We start from the raw sequence: 17,847 nt of genomic DNA, 5'->3' as shown, positions 1-17,847 counted from the left end.
AGCTCACCATGTCCGAACCCATCGTCAATATTTCCGGCCTGAACAAATGGTACGGCGAATTTCACGTGCTGCGCGACATCGACCTCGAGGTCAGCAAGGGCGAGCGCATCGTGATCTGCGGGCCCTCGGGCTCGGGCAAGTCGACCTTGATCCGCTGCATCAACGCGCTCGAGGAGTTCCAGGAAGGCGAGATCGTCGTCGACGGCATCTCGCTCGGACCCAACCTCAAGCATGTCGACGCGGTGCGCCGCGAGGTCGGCATGGTGTTCCAGAGCTTCAATCTGTTCCCGCATCTCACGGTTCTCGACAATTGCACGTTGGCACCGATCTGGGTGCGCAACATTCCCAAGAAGGACGCCGAGGCGACCGCGATGAAGTTTCTGGAGCGGGTCAAGATCCCGCACCAGGCCAACAAGTTTCCCGGACAGATGTCCGGCGGCCAGCAGCAGCGTGTCGCCATCGCGCGGGCCCTGACCATGAACCCGAAGGTGATGCTGTTCGACGAGCCGACCTCGGCGCTCGATCCTGAAATGGTCAAGGAGGTGCTCGATACCATGGTCGACCTCGCCGAGGAGGGCATGACCATGCTGGTCGTCACCCACGAGATGGGCTTTGCCAAGGAAGTCGCCAACCGCGTGGTGTTCATGGACGCCGGCCAGATCATCGAGGCCAACACGCCGAACGAGTTCTTCGCCACGCCCCAGCACGCCCGCACAAAGCTGTTCCTGAGCCAGATCCTGCGCTGATATCGGGGACATCCCGGGGGCGCGGCCGCCCAGCCGGCGAAAGGCGCGAATCAGCTAGACTCTCCACCGGCCATCCCGGGGAGAGCGACCTTGCAGAGCAGCGCCGGCGAGCGTGCGTTCCAGAACGCGCGATTGCAGAAGAAATTCAAGAAGCAGGCGGAAGCCCTCATCTCCGCCGCAAACACGGCCTTTGGCCAGGGCCGGCATGCTGAGGCCGAGGCGCTCTGCCGCCAGATCCTGAACGAACTCCCGGAGCATTTCAGCGCCTTGCACCTGCTCGGCTTGTGCGCGTTCGCAGGGCAGCACTTCGAGGCAGCCAAACAAGCTCTCGAGCAGGCCGTGACCGTCGACCCGCGCTCGGCGCAGGCCTTATCCGATCTCGGCGCGACGCATTTCGCACTTGGGCAGTATGAGGAAGCCCGCACGTTTCTGGAGAAAGCCATCGCGCTGAAGCCGAGCTTCCCGATGGCTCTGGCCAATCTCGGCAATGCTTTGCTGCACCTGAACCAGGTCGAGCCGGCCATTGAACTCTACGACCGTGCCATCGAGCTGAAGCCCGACCATGTCGATGCGCTGTGCAATCGTGGCCTGGCGCAGCTGGCACTACAGCACTTCGATCGCGCCAGGCAAAGCTTCGAGCGCGCCTTGCTGTTTCAGCCGCGGCATGTGGAAGCGCTCGTCGGCAAGGGATTGGTCGATATCGAGCTCAAGAACTACGACGAGGCGAAGAGCGCGCTTGAGGCGGCACTCGCGCTCAGGCCCGGGTCGGCGAAGATCCTGGCGAACCGCGGACGGGTCAATCTCGAACTGTCGAGGTTCGAACAGGCGGCGGCGGATTTCGACGCAGCGCTTGCGATGTCCCCCAGGCTCGAGGTGGCCTTGCAGGGCAAGGCCCAGGTCTCGCTCAACCTGGGAAATACGGCGCAGGCCATGCTGGCCTGCACGACGCTGCTCGAGGAAAATCCGCGCTCTGCGGTCGCGATGGCGCTGCTGAGCGCTTGTTTCGCAAACCAGGGCGAGATCGCGTCCGCAATCGAACTGCTCGACGCTGCGGTGGCCATTGCGCCGAATGCGGACTTGATCGGACGAAAGATCTTCTTTCTGGACTTTCTCGCCGATGCCGATTTCGCGGTCCAGCAGGCCGCGCGAAAGCAGTGGTGGAATGCGGTCGGCACCAGATTTACGCAAAGGACGCTTTCACCGAGGTCGCTTGATCCGGACAGGCGGATCGTCATCGGCTATGTCTCGGCCGAGTTCTGGTACCACTCGGCGGCGTTCGCGCTGTTGCCGGTCTTGCGCCATCACGATCGCGCCAAATTCCAGATCGTCTGCTACGCGTGCTCGTCGACCCAGGACGAGGTGACCGCCAGCTTCAGGCAAATGGCCGACGTCTGGGTCGATGCCTGGCAGCTGTCGGATGACGAATTGGCCGATCGCATTCAGGCCGACAACGTCGATATCCTGGTCGACGTATCGGGCCATACGACCGGCAACAGGCTTCCTGTCTTTGCACGCAAGCCGGCCCCCATCCAGGTCACGGCCTTCGGACATGCGTCGGGCACGGGCCTTCAAACCATGGACTACGTGCTTGCGGATACGGTCTTCATTCCGCAGGCGGCGCGCCATCTGCTGGCAGAAAAGGTCTACGACCTGCCGTGCCTGAACACGCTGGATCCCATCCTGGATGTGCCGACGTCGGAGCTTCCGATGCTCCGCAATGGTTATGTGACCTTCGGCGTGTTCAACCGCATCAACAAGATATCGGACGACGCCATTCGGGTGTGGTCGAAATTGATACACGAGGTCACGGGATCGAAAATCATCCTGAAGCACACGCTGCTCGATGATCCCCTGGTGCGCCAGCGCCTGCTCGCGCGATTTGTGGCGCACGGGATTGCCGAGGCTGACATCACCTGCCTGGGCATGACCCCGCGCCACGAGCATCTCCGGGCCTTTGCCGAGGTCGACATTTCGCTCGATCCATTCCCGCAGAATGGCGGCATCAGCACGTGGGAATCGCTCTATGCCGGCGTTCCCGTCGTCGCCAAGCTCGGCAACGCGTCGTCCTCGCGCGCCGGCGCCTCGATCGTGGCGGCCGTCGGCCTCAACGACTGGGTGGCCGAAGACGACGATGGCTATTCCGCGATCGCCTGTAAATTCGCGGCGCAACCGGATGAGCTCGCGAAGCTGCGCGCGAGCTTGCCTGCCCGGATTGCGTCTTCGCCCGCCGGCAATGTCGAGATCTACGCCGGCAGGGTCGAGGCGGGCTATCGCCAGTTCTGGCGCGATTATTGTGCGTCGATGACCCCGTAGACGGGGCAGACCCGTAAAAGTTTACGCAATTCCGTCGCCGACCCCAAACCATGCGGCGCACGACAGCCCCTCGCTTCACGCGTCCGAAAGCTCTGTCCGCGCATGTGGACCCCGAATGGGGGTGCGTCAGATGCTCGGTTTCGTATTCGGCCTCAACGCCCGGCTCGGGCGACTACATTTTTTCTTCGCTACGATCGCGCTGGCGTTCGTGATGACCGCGATCTGCTTTGCGATCGCGATGGCGGTGCTGCGCACGACGTCGCCGAGCATGGTGCGCCCCGAGGACCTTACACATAACAGGGCCATCATCGCCGCGATGATCTTCTTTGGCCTAGCGACCTTCATGCTGCAATCGATGCGAATCCGCGATATCGGCTGGGATCCGGTCTGCGTCATCCCGGCCTGGATCGCGCTCATGTTCGTCGATCATGTCGTGGCCGGCCGGTTTCCGGCCTGGGCGATGGGGCAGGAGCATCAGGGCACGATGGTCGGCGGGCTGGTCAATGTCGCGCTGCTGCTCGCCCTCACGTTCTGGCCGGGGGCCGAGGGCGACGGCGCCTTCACCAACCCGTTCGAGCCGCCCGCGCGCGCGGCCAGCAAGACGTCGACGTCGGACGAGCGCCTTGCGCGCGTGTCTCAAGGCACGACGCGACCGACCTGGGGCTAGGGCCTTGGCTAGACGAACGGCAGTTTGATGTTGCTGCGCTTCTCCAGCCATTCCGGCACCGGCAGGTTCTTGGCGCGCATGAAGTCGGCGTTGAACAGCTTCGACTGATAGCGGCTGCCGGAATCGCAGAGAATGGTGACGATGGTCTTGCCCGGCCCAAGCTGCTTGGCGAGCCGCATCGCGCCGACAATGTTGATGCCGGTGGAGCCGCCGAGGCACAGGCCTTCGTGCTGGAGCAGCTCGTAGATCGTCGTGACGGCTTCGGCATCGGGAATGAGATAGGCATCATCGACCTTCGCGCTCTCGACGATCGGGGTCGCACGGCCGAGGCCGATGCCCTCGGTGATGGAATCGCCTGGGGTCGCCTTGGCGGTGCCGGTCCTGAAGTACTCGAACATGCCGGCGCCGTGCGGATCGGCGCAGGCGATCCGGACGTCCTTGCTCTTCTCTTTCAGAAAACGGCTGGTGCCGGCGAGCGTACCGCCGCTGCCGACCGAACAGACGAAGCCGTCGATCTTGCCGCCGGTCTGCGCCCAGATCTCGGGACCGGTCGAGTCGTAATGCGCCTTGGCGTTGTCCAGGTTATTCCACTGGTCGGCGAACAGCACGCCGTTCGGCTCGGTCTTGCGCAATTCGTCGGCGAGGCGGCGGCCGACATGCTGGTAGTTGTTCGGATTGGAATAGGGAAGTGCCGGCGATTCCAGCAGCTCGGCGCCGCACAGCTTCAAGAAGTCCTTCTTCTCCTGGCTCTGCGTCTCCGGGATCACGATCAGCGTGCGATAGCCGCGCGCGCTCGCCACCACCGCAAGGCCGATGCCGGTGTTGCCGGCGGTCGCTTCCACCACGAGGCCGCCCGGCTTCAACTCGCCGCGCTTCTCGGCCTCCAGGATCATCCATTTGCCGGCGCGGTCCTTGACCGACTGGCCGGGATTCATGAACTCGGCCTTGCCGAGAATGGTGCAGCCGGTGAGCTCGGAGGCGCGCTTGAGCTTGATGAGCGGGGTGTTGCCGATGGCTTCGACAACGTCGTTTTTTATGGTCATGTCAGGCAATTACCGGCTGGTTCACGATGTGGGCGCGACCCTAAAGTAGGGTCGCCGGCCACACAAGGCGAGGGCGCAAACTCTTATTGCTGCTTTGCGAAGATGACCTGCCGGACGTCGATATTGCCGGAGAGGAATCCGGCCTCGCAATAGGCGAGATAGTACTCCCAGAGCCGCCGGAACCGGTCGTCGAACCCGAGCGGCACCAGGCCCGGCCAGGCCGCGCGGAAGTTATTTCGCCAGGTGGCAAGCGTCTTGGCATAATCTTGCCCGAAGATGCGCTCGCGGATGACAGGAACGCCGAATCTGTCCCCGAGCGATTTCAGCACCGCGGGCGAGGGCAGCATGCCGCCGGGGAAGACGTAGCGCTGGATGAAGTCGACCTCGCGGCGGTAGCCCTGGAAAAGCTTGTCCTGGATCGTGATGGCCTGGATCCCGGCCAGTCCGTCCGGCAAGAGCCGGTCACGTAATTGGGCGAAATAGCGCGGCCAGAACGCCTCGCCGACCGCTTCGATCATTTCGATCGAGGCGATCCGGTCGTAGCGGTCGCGCTCGTCACGATAGTCCTGAAGCCGGATCTCGACCTGTTCGGCGAGACCCGCCTCAAAGATGCGCCGCTGCGCGAAGTCGCGCTGCTCGGTCGAGATCGTGAGGCCGACGACGCGCGCGCCGAAGGTCTTGGCGGCGAATTCGGCGAAGCCGCCCCAGCCGCAGCCGATCTCGAGCAGCTTTTGTCCCGGCTTCAAATCGAGGGCCTCGGCGAGGCGGCGATATTTGTTGGTCTGTGCGGCCGTAAGGTCGGTGGTCGATTCCTCGAACAGGGCCGAGGAATACGTCATGCTCGGATCGAGCCAGGCCGAGTAGAACGCATTGCCGATGTCGTAATGGGCGTGGATGTTGCGTCTCGCCTGACGCCGCGTGTTGCGGTTGAACCAGTGCTGCACCATCTGCACGAACCGCATCAGCGGCTTGTCGTGCAGCATGGCCTGGATCAGATCGTGGTTGACGCAGAACAGGTAGAGAAACTGCGTCAGGTCAGGCGTATCCCAATCGCCGGCGAGATAGGCTTCGGCAATGCCGATGTCACCGCCGTTGATGAGGCGCGATGCGAAACTGTAGTTGTGCAGGCGCATGGCGGCATTTGGACCCGGCTCGTGTCCGCCAAGCCGGATCACGCGGCCATCGGGCAGAGTGACATCGAGCGTTCCGCGACGCAGCCGTGCCCCAAAGGTCAGTGCAAGGCGAACGATCCGCGGCAGGTCGGCAAGCACTGTTTCGACGTCGTCAGGCGTGACGGAAATGGCATTCGACATCGGCAGATCCATGAGCTCAACGGATGCTGTCCGACCGCCAGCCGCGCGCGCCCCTCCCGCGTCTATGCTGAACCCGAGCGCGCCCCGCAAACGGTCAGCGATTTCTAATATAGGGGTGCGTTTGGCCGCGCGCCAAGGCGGTTCTGCCGTTACGCTGCTCTGCGGCATCATGTCGTGGCACCAGCCGGGCGCCCTTCAGCCAGAGCCGCAGCGCTTCCCAGTGGATCGCCGCCATCACCTTGAGGGTCACGAGCGGCAGGGCGAAGAACGATCGTAGCAGCGCCCGCGAGGTCAGGGCGCGGCGGCGGCCGTTGAAGGTCGCCGCGAGCAGCGGGCCGTCGCGGTCGGTCTCCAGGATGCGCAGCTTGACCGTACCCGACGGCGGCAACACGCGGAAACGGTAGCGCATTGCCATCGGCAGGAAGGGCGAGACGTAGAACAGCTTGTCTTGCTGCTGCCGCAGGCCGGCATCGCTCAGCTCGCCTGCCTTGACCGGCAAGATATACGGATGAATCTCGCCAAACGTGTTGCGGACCTCGTAGATCGTCAGCGCCAGCGCGCCGATGGCACCATAGCAAAAATAGACCGAGAGCGGATTGAAGCCGTAGCCGAGCAGACGGGGATAGCAGAGCAGTTCGACCCTGCCACCGCAGAGGTCGATGCCTTCAGCGGCGGCACAGCGTTCTGCATAGGCGCGCAGCGAGGAGCCGTCGCGCGGACCGTGGTCCGCCTCGTGGAAACTGTAGAGCGCGCCGCGGTTGACCCCGAACAGCGCCGATTGACGGTCAGCCTCATCCAGCCTGTCGAGATCGATCAGCAGGCTCATGACGCGGTAGCTGAATCGATGACCCATCGGCCTCAGGCGCGCATGCATGACATCGCCGAAATAAAGTGCGGCGGCATCGGTTGAGGAAAGGGCTGTCGTCACCATCGCGCTACTCTGCAGCTTCTGCCAGTTCCACTGGCGCCGCGCGCCAGGGCGCGGTCGCCCCGAGCGCCTCGGCCACGCGAAGGCCGGAGCGCAGGCCATCCTCGTGAAAGCCAAAGCCGGTCCAGGCGCCGCAGAACCAAATGTGCCGCTGCCCCTGGATCTCGGCGAGCCGCTTCTGCGCGGCAAAGGCGGCGGCATTGTACTGCGGATGCTCACAGAGATATTGGCCGAAGGTGAGCTCCGGCGCGGGTTCGAACGGCGGATTGAGGCTGACGAACAAAGGCTTGTCGGCATCGATGCCCTGCAGGTTGTTCATCCAGTAGGTCACCGCGACGTCGTTCATCGCATCTCCCTCACGCTGCCAGCGCAGGAAATTCCACGACGCCCAGGCGCGCCGCCGCTTCGGCATCAGCCTGGTGTCACGATGAAGATAGACCTTGTTCGGGGAATAGCCGATCGCGCCGAGGATCTCGCGCTCGCGCTTGTCTGCGTCGGACAGCATCGCGAGCGCCTGATCGCTATGGGCTGCGATCACAACGTGGTCGAAGCACTCGTGCCGGCCGTGGCTGTCATGGACGATGACGCCCTGTGCGGAGCGTTCGATCGACGTGACTGCACAGCCGAGCCGGATACGATCCTTGAACGCAGCCTGGAGCCGGTCGACATAGTGCCGGCTGCCGCCCTTGACCGTGCGCCAGACCGGCCGGTCGTAACGCAGCAGGCGATGATTGTCGAAGAAGGCAACGAAATTCTCGGCCGGAAAGGCGAGCATCTCGCGTGCGGGCGCCGACCAGATCGCAGCGCCCATCGGCGCAAGATAGTCGGTCAGCAGCCGTTGGGAAAATCGCCGCTCACCGAAATAGTCACCGAGCGTCAATCCGGTCAGGCGGCCGTCGCGGAGGTCGTCGATGCTTTGCCGGCCGAACGTCGGGATCTCCGAGAGCATCCGCAGATAGGATGGGGAGAGCAGATTGCTGGGTTGAGCAAACAGGCCGGCCCCGGTCGCCCACCAATCGTTGCCGCCGCCGCGCCATTCGAAGCGACCGCCATCGGCGGACACCGCAAAGCTCATGCAGCTTGCGACCGTCTCGACTTCGAGATGGGCGAACATCGCCGTCAGATCAGGATAGTTAAGCTCGTTGTAGACGATGAAGCCTATGTCGACCGTAACCGGTGAGCCCTGGTAATCGATCGTGACGGTATGGCTGTGGCCGCCGGGGCGCAGCTCGCGGTCATAGACCGTCACCGGATAGCGCTGGGAGAGCGTCCAGGCCGCCGCGTTGCCGGCGATGCCTGTTCCGATGACCGCGATGCGCATGCGTAAGTGCCCCTGCCTTGTGGTGGACAAGCTACGGTGCGTTGCGGCGCGGGTTTCAGTGGGGTGTGGCCTGGTTCTGCGGCTTCAGTGCAACTGTGGCTGCAATATCACATGAAATCTTGGTAAGCTTGGTTCGGTTTCCGAACTTTTCTGGGGTGGAAGAAACCACTGCAAGACAGGCACATCTTGTGTTTCGATGGTCTCGACTGCGCTGCGTTCTGCTGTGCGCTTCGCAGGTGCGGGACTGTCCCGCAGTTCCACGCCCGGCTAGTATCGTCGTCATGTTCCGCAGAAAGCACCATGCTGTGAACGAGTTAGATCAAGGCCTCCCAACGTCCGCCCGCGAATCGGCTCATCCGGCCGCGCGGCGGCGGCATGATCTGCCCGGCAGGGGGTGGATGTGACACAGCGGGTTCCGGCCGTCGCCAGGCGGCCATTCCTGAAGTCTGCGTTCCGCACGCTGCGTGCTGTGGCCGCACTGTGCCTTGCTTCGAGTTCGGGCGCCTGCGTGCTCACGCAGGATCTTCCAGATCCCGCGCTCGATGTCCCCACGCAATACAAATACGCTGGGAAGGCCGATGCGCCGCCGACGCTGGATTGGTGGCGTGGCTTCCGTTCGGCGGAGCTGACGCAGCTGATGGAAGAGGCGCAGACCGTCAACCTCGACATCGCCGCCGCGGTCTCGCGCATCGTCGAGGCCGACGCCCAGGCGCGCCAGGCCGGCGCGGCGCTGTTGCCGAGCCTGTCGGGAACGGGACAGGAGGCTTATTCGCGCACGTCCGGCTCCTCGGCGTCGGGGCTCACCAACGGCGGCCGTGAGGTCGTCAACTACCAGGCGTCACTGAGCGCCAGCTACCAGCTCGATTTCTGGGGCCAGAATCGCGACGCGCTGCAGACGGCGGAGGAGACCGCCCATGCCAGCCGCTTCGACCGCGACACCGTCGCGCTGACGACGCTGGCGGCGGTCGCCAATGCCTATTTCCAGGTCCTGTCCTCGCAGGACCGCCTGCGCACCGCGCAGCGCAATATCGCCAGCGCCCAGCGTATCCTCGACGCCATCCGCGAGCGCCGCAAGGCCGGGACGGGGACCGACCTCGACGTCGCGCAGCAGGAGAGCGTGCTCGCCAACCAGAAGGCGCTGGTGCCGCCGCTGCGCCAGACGCTCGACCAGAACGCCAATGCGCTCGCGGTGCTGGTCTCGCGTCCGCCGGAGAGCGTCCGCCTTGCAGGCGGCTCGCTTGAAAGGATCGCGATCCCGCGCGTCACGCCCGGCCTGCCGTCGGAGCTCTTGACGCAACGGCCAGACATCCGCCGGCAGGAGGCGCAGCTTGCCTCCGCCACCGCCAACATCGGCAATGCCCGCGCGCAGTTCTTTCCGACCATCCAGCTCACCGGCAACGGCGGCTATCAGAGCTCGGCGCTGGTCTCGCTATTCCAGCCGCATGCGGCGTTCTTCCAGCTCGTCGGCAGCGCGGCCCAGCCGATCTTCGACGGCGGCAAGATCCTCGGCAATTTCGAATACGCCAAGGCGCGGCAGGATGAGTTGCTGCAGACCTACCGCAAGACCATCGTTCAGGCCTTCACCGACGTCGACAACGCACTATTTTCAATCAAGCAGACCACCATCAAGTTGCAATTGCAGCGCGACGTGGTCAACGCCTCGCGGCGCGCCTTCGACCTTGCCGAGCAGCAGTTGCGTGCCGGCACGGCCGATATCGTGACCGTGCTCAACACTCAGCTGACGCTATTCCAGGCCGAAGACACTCTGTCGCAAGCGCAGCTTGCACGCCTTCTTGCCATCGTCAGCCTGTATCAGGCGCTCGGCGGCGGCTGGGAGCCGCGTATGGAGAAACCGGTCAATGCTCTTTAAGCCGGATACGAAGGACGGCGCGAAGGAGGGGACGGCGAAGAAATCGCGCGGCCGCGGCTTCGTCATGACCCTGATCACACTCGCGATCCTCGGGGGCTTCGGCTATCTCGGCTGGACCTTGTGGCATCAGCAGCCGCAGCAGCAGGCTCCCTTCGGTCGCGGCCAGCAGCGGCCCGATCTGCCGGTGCCGGTGCTGGCGGCCACGCCACGGGTCCAGGACGTGCCCGTCTATCTCGACGGCGTCGGCGCGATCCGCGCGCTCAATACCGTCACCGTGCGCTCGCAGGTCGACGGCAAGCTGATCGCGGTGAAGTTCACCGAAGGCCAGGACGTCAAGAAGGGCGACGTGCTCGGCGAGATCGACCCGGCGCTCTACCAGGCAACCTACGACCAGGCCGTCGCCAAGAAGGCCCAGGACGAGGCCCAGCTCGCCAACCAGCGCATTGATCTCACGCGCTACGAACAGCTCGCTGCGTCCAATGCCGGCTCGAAGCAGCAGGCCGACACCCAGCGCGCCGCAGTCGCGCAGACCGAGGCGCTGGTCAAGGCCGACCAGGCCTCGATCGACAATGCGGCGGCGACGCTGAGCTACACCAAGATCGTTGCGCCTATATCGGGCCGCGTCGGCCTGCGCCAGGTCGACCAGGGCAACATCATTCACGCCTCCGACACCACCGGCCTCGTCGTCATCACGCAATTGCAGCCGATCGCGGCGTGGTTCAGCCTGCCGCAACAGCAGATCATGCGCGTCAATGCGGCTGCCGCGAAAGGCGCGCTGTCGGTCGATGTGTTCGGCAATGACGGCGTCACCGTGATCGACACCGGCAAGCTCACCGGCATCGACAACCAGGTCGACCAGACCACCGGCACGCTCAAGCTGAAGGCGGAATTTCCCAACGCCCAATACCAGCTCTGGCCGGGCCAGTTCGTCAATGTCCGCCTCAAGGTCGAGACCCTGAACCAGGCGCTGGTGGTGCCGACGTCGGCTGTTCAGCGCGGGCCGATCGGCACGTTCAGCTATGTCATAGGCGAGGACAACGTCGTTGCGGCCAAGCCGGTGACGGTGACGCAGCAGAACGAGCATGACGCCGTGATCGCGAGCGGCCTGACGGCGAACGACAAGGTTGTCACCACGGGCTTCGCCAATCTGTCCGATGGCTCCAAGGTCATCATCGGCCGCAACGAGCAGACGCCGTCGGCCGACCTCGCCCCGCGCAAGCGCACGCGCGCGCCGCAGGGCGACGGGAAGGGTGGTCAGGCCAAGGACGGTCAGAAGGACGGCCAGAAGAAGGGACAGACAGGACCGGGTGCAAGTCCGGGTGCGTCGGGGTCGGGAGCAAAGCAGCCATGACCCCGACAAAGCCGGACTGACGACGAGGCGCATCTCATGGGTGTTTCCGAACCCTTCATTCGCCGTCCGATCGCGACCTCGCTGCTCGGCATTGCGCTGTTGATCGGCGGTGCGCTCGGCTATTTCGCGCTGCCGGTCTCCGCGCTGCCGCAGGTCGACTTCCCGACCGTGCAGGTGTCGACGCAGTTGCCGGGCGCGAGCCCCGACGTCATCGCCTCGCTGATCACGGCGCCGCTGGAACGGCAACTCGGGCAGATCCCGTCGCTGACGGCGATGAACTCGACGAGCTCGTTCGGTGTCAGCCAGATCTCGCTCCAGTTCGACCTCAACCGCGACATCGACGGCGCGACCCAGGACGTGCAGGCCGCGATCAACGCCGCCGCCGGCGTGCTGCCCAAGACGCTGCCTTATCCGCCAACCTACGCCAAGGTGAACCCGGCCGATGCGCCCGTGATGACGCTGGCGCTGCGCTCGGACACGATCTCGCTGCGTGCGATGAGCGACATCGCCGACACGCTGCTGGCGCAGCGTCTCAGCCAGATATCCGGCGTCGGCCGCGTGTCCGTGCTCGGCGGACTGAAGCCGGCCGTGCGCATCCAGGCCGATCTGGCGCGGCTCGCGGCCTACGGCATCGCGATGGAGGATCTGCGCGCCGCGATCGCAAACGCCAACGTCTCCGGGCCAAAGGGCTCGCTCGACGGCGCCCAGCAAGCCTACATCATCGCGGCCAACGACCAGATCGCGGCCGCCGACGCCTACCGTCCCATCATCATCGCCTACCGCAACGGCTCGCCCGTGACGATCGGCGACGTCGCGCAGATCGTCGACGGGCTCGAGAACGACCGCACCGGCGGCTGGTACCAGGGGACGCCGGCCGTCATCATCGACATCCAGCGCCAGCCCGGCGCCAACGTCATCGACGTCGTCAAGCAGATCCGGGCCGAGATCCCCAAGGTCCAGCGCGCCATTCCGGCCGGCGTGAATCTCACCATCGTCTCCGACCGCACCGTCACCATTCGCGCTTCCGTCCATGACGTGCAGTTCACGCTGGTCCTTGCCGTCGTGCTGGTGACGTTGGTCGTGCTGCTGTTCCTGCGCTCGCTGCGCGCGACCGTGATCGCGGGAGTCGCGCTGCCGCTGTCGCTGATCACCAGCTTCGGCATCATGTATTTCGCCGGATTCAGCCTCGACAATCTGTCGCTGATGGCGTTGACGATCGGCACCGGTTTCGTCGTGGACGATGCCATCGTCATGATCGAGAACATCGTCCGCCACATGGAGGACGGCGACAACGCGATGACGGCCTCGCTCAAGGGCGCCAGCGAGATCGGCTTCACCGTAATCTCGCTGACGGTGTCGCTGATCGCGGTGTTCATCCCGCTGTTGTTCATGTCGGGCCTTGTCGGGCGCATGTTCCGCGAGTTCGCGCTGACGCTGACCATCGCCGTCGTGACCTCGGCTGTCGTATCGCTGACGCTGACGCCGATGATGTGCTCGCGGCTGCTCAAGCACGCCCATGAGGAGCTGGCGGTGCCGGGGCTTGCCGCCGTGAGCCGCTTCATCGACCGTACCGTCGAATTCTACCACCGCACGCTGCTCTGGGTGCTGCAGCGCCAGCGCGCCACGCTGGTCGTGACGTTCGCGACGCTGGTCGCGACCCTGGTCCTCTATGTCGTCGCGCCCAAGGGGTTTCTGCCGCTTCAGGATACTGCCTCGATCACGGCGGTGACGGAGGCGGGGCCTGACGTGTCATTCGCCGAGATGCAAAAGCGGCAGGCCGAGGCCGCCGGCGCCATCAAGGCCGATCCTGACGTGACGGGCGTGGTGTCCGTGATCGGCGCGGGCTCGGTCAATCCGACCACCAATGTCGGGCGCCTGGTCATGACCCTGAAGCCGCGAGGTGAGCGACGCGACGATGTCGGCGTGGTCATCACCCGTCTGAAGGAGAAGGTTGCCGGCATTCCCGGCATGACCGTCTATTTCCAGCCGGTGCAGGACGTGCAGATCTCGACCCAGTCGAGCCGCTCGCAATACCAGTACACGCTGACCGGCACCGATGCGGCGCTGGTATCGGAATGGGCGCGCAAGCTCGTCGACGAGATGCGGCGCGATCCCCTGTTCCGCGATGTCTCCTCGGAGGCGCAGGAAGGTGGCCTGCGCGCGCAGCTCGACGTCGACCGCACCCGCGCCGGCCAGCTCGGCGTCAGCCTGCAAGCCATCACCGACACGCTGAACGACGCCTTTGCGCAGCGGCAGATCTCGACCATCTACGGCCAGGCCAACCAGTACCGCGTGGTGCTGGAGGCGCTGCCGATGTACCAGCGCGATCCCTCGATCCTGTCGAAGCTCTATCTGCCGGGCGGCGTGAGCAGCTCCGCGGCCGGCGCGCCCAACGCCCAGGTGCCGCTCGATGCGGTGGCGACGCTGAAGCGCACCACGGCGCCGCTCGCGATCTCGCACCAGGCGCAGTTCCCGGCGATCTCGCTCTCCTTCAACCTCGCGCCGGGTGCCGCGCTCGGCGACGCCGTCCAGGCGGTGAAGGCGATCGAGACCCGGATCGAAATGCCCAGCAGCATCGTCGGCGTGTACGCGGGCGATGCCGCCGAATTCGCCAGGGCGCTCGCCGGCCAGCCCTGGCTTTTGCTTGCCGCCGTGATCACGATCTACATCGTGCTGGGCGTGCTCTACGAGAGTTACATCCACCCGATCACGATCCTCTCGACGCTGCCCTCGGCCGGCGTCGGCGCCATCGTGGCGCTGATCCTGTGCGGGCAGGACCTCTCGGTCATCGGCCTGATCGGCATCATCCTCTTGATGGGCATCGTCAAGAAGAACGCGATCATGATGATCGACTTCGCGCTGGAGGCCGAGCGCGGGCAGGGCATGCCGGCGCATGAGGCGATCGTGCAGGCCTGTCTGTTGCGCTTCCGCCCGATCATGATGACGACGCTGGCCGCGCTGTTCGGCGCACTGCCGCTGGCGATCGAGAGCGGCACCGGCGCCGAGCTGCGCTTTCCGCTCGGCATCTCCATCATCGGCGGCCTGCTGCTGAGCCAGCTGCTGACGCTCTACACGACGCCCGTGATCTACCTCGCGCTCGACCGCATCAACCGCCGCCTCGAGCAGGCACTGCCGCCGCCGGAGCCCGAAGCGCCAACGGCCGGCGCGACCGAGGGGATGCAGTGATGGCATCGATCTCGGAGCCCTTCATCCGGCGCCCCGTCGCGACCACGCTGCTGTCGATCGGGCTGTTCCTGCTGGGGGGCGTCGCTTACGAGTTCCTGCCGGTCGCCTCGGTCCCGAACGTCGACTTTCCCGCCATCTTCGTCTCGGCGAGCCGTCCCGGCGCCGATCCTTCCGTGATGGCGGCGACCGTCGCCGCGCCGCTGGAACGGCGGCTCGGCGAGATCGCAGGCATCAACCAGATCACCTCGACGTCGTCGCTCGGCACGGCGAACATCCAGCTCCAGTTCGACATCGGCCGCAACATCGACAAGGCCGCGCGCGACGTGCAGGCCGCCATCAACGCCGCGCTGGTCGATTTGCCGAGCGATCTGCCGGCGCTGCCGCGCTTCCGGAAAGCGAATACGGCCGGCGCGCCGGTCTTCGTGCTGGCGCTGACCTCCAAGACGCTGTCCGCCAGCGCGATCTACGACGTCGCCGATACCGTGCTGGCGCAACGCATCTCGCAGGTCCCGGGCGTCGGCGACGTGACCGTGTCGGGCGCCGACCAGCCGGCGGTGCGGATCCAGCTCAACCCCGTGGCACTGTCGAACGCGGGTATCGCGACCGACGACGTGCGGACCGCCATCGTCAACGCCAACCCGCTCGGGCCCGTCGGCATCTTCAACGGCGAGCGCCAGAGCGAAACGCTCTCGCTCAACAAGCAGATGCGCACGGCGCAGGAATTCCGCGACATCATCATCAAGAGCTCGAACGGCAATTTCGTCCGGCTCGCCGACGTCGCCGAAATCGAGGATTCAGTCCGCAACGCGCGCTCGATCGCCTGGTTCAACAAGCAGCCGGCGGTGCTGATCCAGATCACCAAGCAGGGCGACGCGAACGTCATCGACACCGTCGACCGGGTCAAGGCGCTGATCCCTGCGCTGAAGCAGTGGATCCCGGCCGGCGTTGATGTCTCCACCCTGGTCGACCGCACCTCGACGATCCGTGCCAGCGTGATGGACATGCAGTGGACGCTGCTCGCGACCGCCGTTCTGGTCATGGTCGTGGTGTTCGTGTTCCTGCGCCGCGTGACACCGACGATTGCCGCCGGCATCTCGGTGCCGCTGGCGCTGGCCGGCACCTGCGCCGGCATGTGGGTCGCCGGCTTCTCGATCGACAATCTGTCGCTGATGGCGCTCGCGATCTCGGTCGGCTTCGTCGTCGACGACGCCATCGTCATGATCGAGAACATGTTCCGCAATCTCGAGCATGGCATGCGGCCGATGCGGGCAGCGCTGGAGGGCGCCAGGCAGATCGGCTTCACGGTGGTCTCGATCAGCCTGTCGCTGATCGCAGCGTTCACGCCGCTGATCTTCATGGACGGCATCGTCGGCCGCCTCTTGCGCGAATTTTCGCTGACGCTGACCTTCGCGATCGTCGTCTCGACCCTGGTGTCGCTGACGGTCACGCCGATGATTTGCGCGCACTACGTCAGGCAAACCACCTCGGGGTCCGCCACGGTGTTTGACCGCCTGATCGAAGGCTCGCTGTCGCGCATCGTCGCGTTCTACACCCGCACCCTGCGGGCCGTGCTCGAGTTTCCGTTGCTGACGCTGCTCGTGTTCTTCGCCACCATCGGTCTGACGGTGATGCTCTACATCAAGGTGCCCAAGGGCTATTTCCCCACGGACGATTCCGGCTTCGTCATCGGCGCGACGCGGGCCTCGGCGGACATCTCGTTCCAGTCGATGCTGACGCTCCAGCAGAGGCTCGCCGACATCGTGATGCAGGACCCGGCCGTGGCCGGCATCGGTTCGACCGTCGGCGGCGGAGCCGGGCCGGGAGGCGCGACCTCGAACCGCGGCGTCATGTACATCAGCCTGAAGCCGCCCGAGGAGCGCGATCACATCTCGACCCAGGTCGTGATCGATCGTCTCAGGAAGGCGCTGTTCCCAGTGCCCGGCATCCGTCTCTTCATGTTCGCCGCGCAGGACGTCCGCGCCGGCGGCCGCCAGAGCGACTCCAACTACCAGTATACGCTCTCGAGCACCGACCTCGACCTGCTGCAGAAGTGGGCGCCGATCGTGGCCAAGCGGATGGAGACGGTGGAAGGCATCACCGATATTTCCAGCGACCGTGACCCCGGCGGACTTCAGCTCACGCTGAACATCGACCGCCAGAAGGCAGCAGCGCTCGGCGTCAAGGTGCAGGACATCGACAATGCCCTGAACAACGCCTTCTCGCAGCGCCAGATCTCGATCATCTACACCCAGCGCAACCAGTACATGACCGTGCTGGAGATCGATCCGAAATTCCAGGTCGATCCCTCCAACCTGGAGCGCATCTACGTCGCTGGCGCCGGCGACGTGCAGGTGCCGCTGTCCGCCGTGGTCCACGCGACGCGCGGGCTCGCCGCGCTCGCAGTCTATCACTCGCAGTCGGTGCCCTCGACCACGGTGTCGTTCAACACCTTGCCCGACGTGGAGTTGCAGGCCGCCACGCAGAACATCCAGCGCGCGGTGGACGAGTTGCATATGCCCGAAGGTATTCGCGGCAGTTTTGACGGCAATGCCGGCGATTTCGCCAAGACCAGCGGGCGTCAACCCCTTTTGATCCTCGGCGCGCTGGTGGCGATGTATATCGTGCTCGGCGTGCTCTACGAGAGCCTCGCCCATCCGCTCACGATCATCTCGACGCTGCCCTCGGCAGGCCTCGGCGCGCTGCTGGCGCTCCAGATCACCAATACGCCGCTGACGGTGATCGCCTTTGTCGGCATCATCCTCTTGATCGGCATCGTCAAGAAGAACGGCATCATGATGGTCGACTTCGCGCTCGATGCCGAGCGCCAGCGCGGTCTGTCGTCGGCCGAGGCGATCTTCGAGGCCTGCCAGGCGCGCTTCCGCCCGATCCTGATGACGACCATGGCGGCGCTGTTCGCCGGCATTCCGCTGGTCATCGCGACCGGGCCGGGCACCGAGCTGCGGCGCCCGCTCGGCATCACCATCATCGGCGGCCTGTTCGTCTCGCAGGTCCTGACGCTCTACACCACGCCCGTGATCTACCTCTTGATCGACCGCCTGCGCCGGCGGTCCGAGCCGCGTGCGCTGGCAGCTCCGGCGGAATAGGCGGG

General features: G+C 65.1%; 11 protein-coding genes. 7 read left to right on the top strand and 4 right to left on the bottom strand.

Annotated elements, in window-relative coordinates; all coding sequences use genetic code 11:
- Positions 1-8 precede the first annotated feature (8 nt).
- The 3 genes from QY049_RS03445 to QY049_RS03435 all read left to right on the top strand — a co-directional run bounded on the left by QY049_RS03445 (position 9) and on the right by QY049_RS03435 (position 3,726).
- Positions 9-746: an amino acid ABC transporter ATP-binding protein gene (locus QY049_RS03445; protein ID WP_194475970.1), complete on the top strand. Its 738-nt coding sequence runs from the start codon at positions 9-11 to the stop codon at positions 744-746.
- Between the two features lie 90 nt (positions 747-836).
- Positions 837-3,059: a tetratricopeptide repeat protein gene (locus QY049_RS03440; RefSeq protein WP_301268920.1), complete on the top strand. Its 2,223-nt coding sequence runs from the start codon at positions 837-839 to the stop codon at positions 3,057-3,059.
- Positions 3,060-3,189: 130 nt separating this feature from the next.
- Complete coding sequence (locus QY049_RS03435) at positions 3,190-3,726, top strand: DUF805 domain-containing protein (RefSeq protein ID WP_301268919.1); 537 nt, start codon at positions 3,190-3,192, stop codon at positions 3,724-3,726.
- An 8-nt stretch (positions 3,727-3,734) separates the two neighbouring features.
- Here QY049_RS03435 and QY049_RS03430 read toward each other — a convergent pair whose 3' ends face one another.
- The 4 genes from QY049_RS03430 to QY049_RS03415 form a co-directional block, all read right to left on the bottom strand.
- Positions 3,735-4,769, bottom strand: a complete 1,035-nt coding sequence (locus QY049_RS03430) for a cysteine synthase A (RefSeq protein ID WP_301268918.1) — start codon at positions 4,767-4,769, stop codon at positions 3,735-3,737.
- Between the two features lie 83 nt (positions 4,770-4,852).
- Entirely contained in the window at positions 4,853-6,082 is a 1,230-nt protein-coding gene (locus QY049_RS03425) for a cyclopropane-fatty-acyl-phospholipid synthase family protein (RefSeq protein WP_301268917.1), read from the bottom strand.
- 94 nt (positions 6,083-6,176) lie between these two features.
- Complete coding sequence (locus QY049_RS03420; RefSeq protein ID WP_301268916.1) at positions 6,177-7,013, bottom strand: DUF1365 domain-containing protein; 837 nt, start codon at positions 7,011-7,013, stop codon at positions 6,177-6,179.
- Positions 7,014-7,017: 4 nt separating this feature from the next.
- Positions 7,018-8,331: an NAD(P)/FAD-dependent oxidoreductase gene (locus QY049_RS03415; RefSeq protein WP_301268915.1), complete on the bottom strand. Its 1,314-nt coding sequence runs from the start codon at positions 8,329-8,331 to the stop codon at positions 7,018-7,020.
- Between the two features lie 394 nt (positions 8,332-8,725).
- On the opposite strand from QY049_RS03415, the gene QY049_RS03410 reads away from it, so the two are divergent.
- Genes QY049_RS03410 through QY049_RS03395 form a run of 4 tightly spaced genes read left to right on the top strand, consistent with a single transcriptional unit; the run spans position 8,726 to position 17,842 of the window.
- Positions 8,726-10,201, top strand: a complete 1,476-nt coding sequence (locus tag QY049_RS03410) for an efflux transporter outer membrane subunit (protein WP_301268914.1) — start codon at positions 8,726-8,728, stop codon at positions 10,199-10,201.
- Positions 10,191-11,552, top strand: coding sequence for an efflux RND transporter periplasmic adaptor subunit (locus tag QY049_RS03405; RefSeq protein WP_301268913.1), 1,362 nt, complete (start codon positions 10,191-10,193; stop codon positions 11,550-11,552). Before QY049_RS03410 ends, QY049_RS03405 begins: the two co-directional genes overlap by 11 nt.
- Before the next feature lie 36 nt (positions 11,553-11,588).
- On the top strand, positions 11,589-14,738 hold the full coding sequence (locus QY049_RS03400; RefSeq protein ID WP_301268912.1) for an efflux RND transporter permease subunit: 3,150 nt from the start codon (positions 11,589-11,591) through the stop codon (positions 14,736-14,738).
- Positions 14,738-17,842: an efflux RND transporter permease subunit gene (locus QY049_RS03395; RefSeq protein WP_301268911.1), complete on the top strand. Its 3,105-nt coding sequence runs from the start codon at positions 14,738-14,740 to the stop codon at positions 17,840-17,842. The genes QY049_RS03400 and QY049_RS03395 overlap by 1 nt, the downstream gene beginning before the upstream one ends.
- The last annotated feature ends 5 nt before the right edge of the window (positions 17,843-17,847 follow it).

The organism is Bradyrhizobium sp. WYCCWR 13022, assembly GCF_030435535.1.
In the GTDB taxonomy this organism is placed as follows: Bacteria; Pseudomonadota; Alphaproteobacteria; order Rhizobiales; family Xanthobacteraceae; genus Bradyrhizobium.
This window is presented reverse-complemented; position numbering and strand designations above follow the sequence as displayed.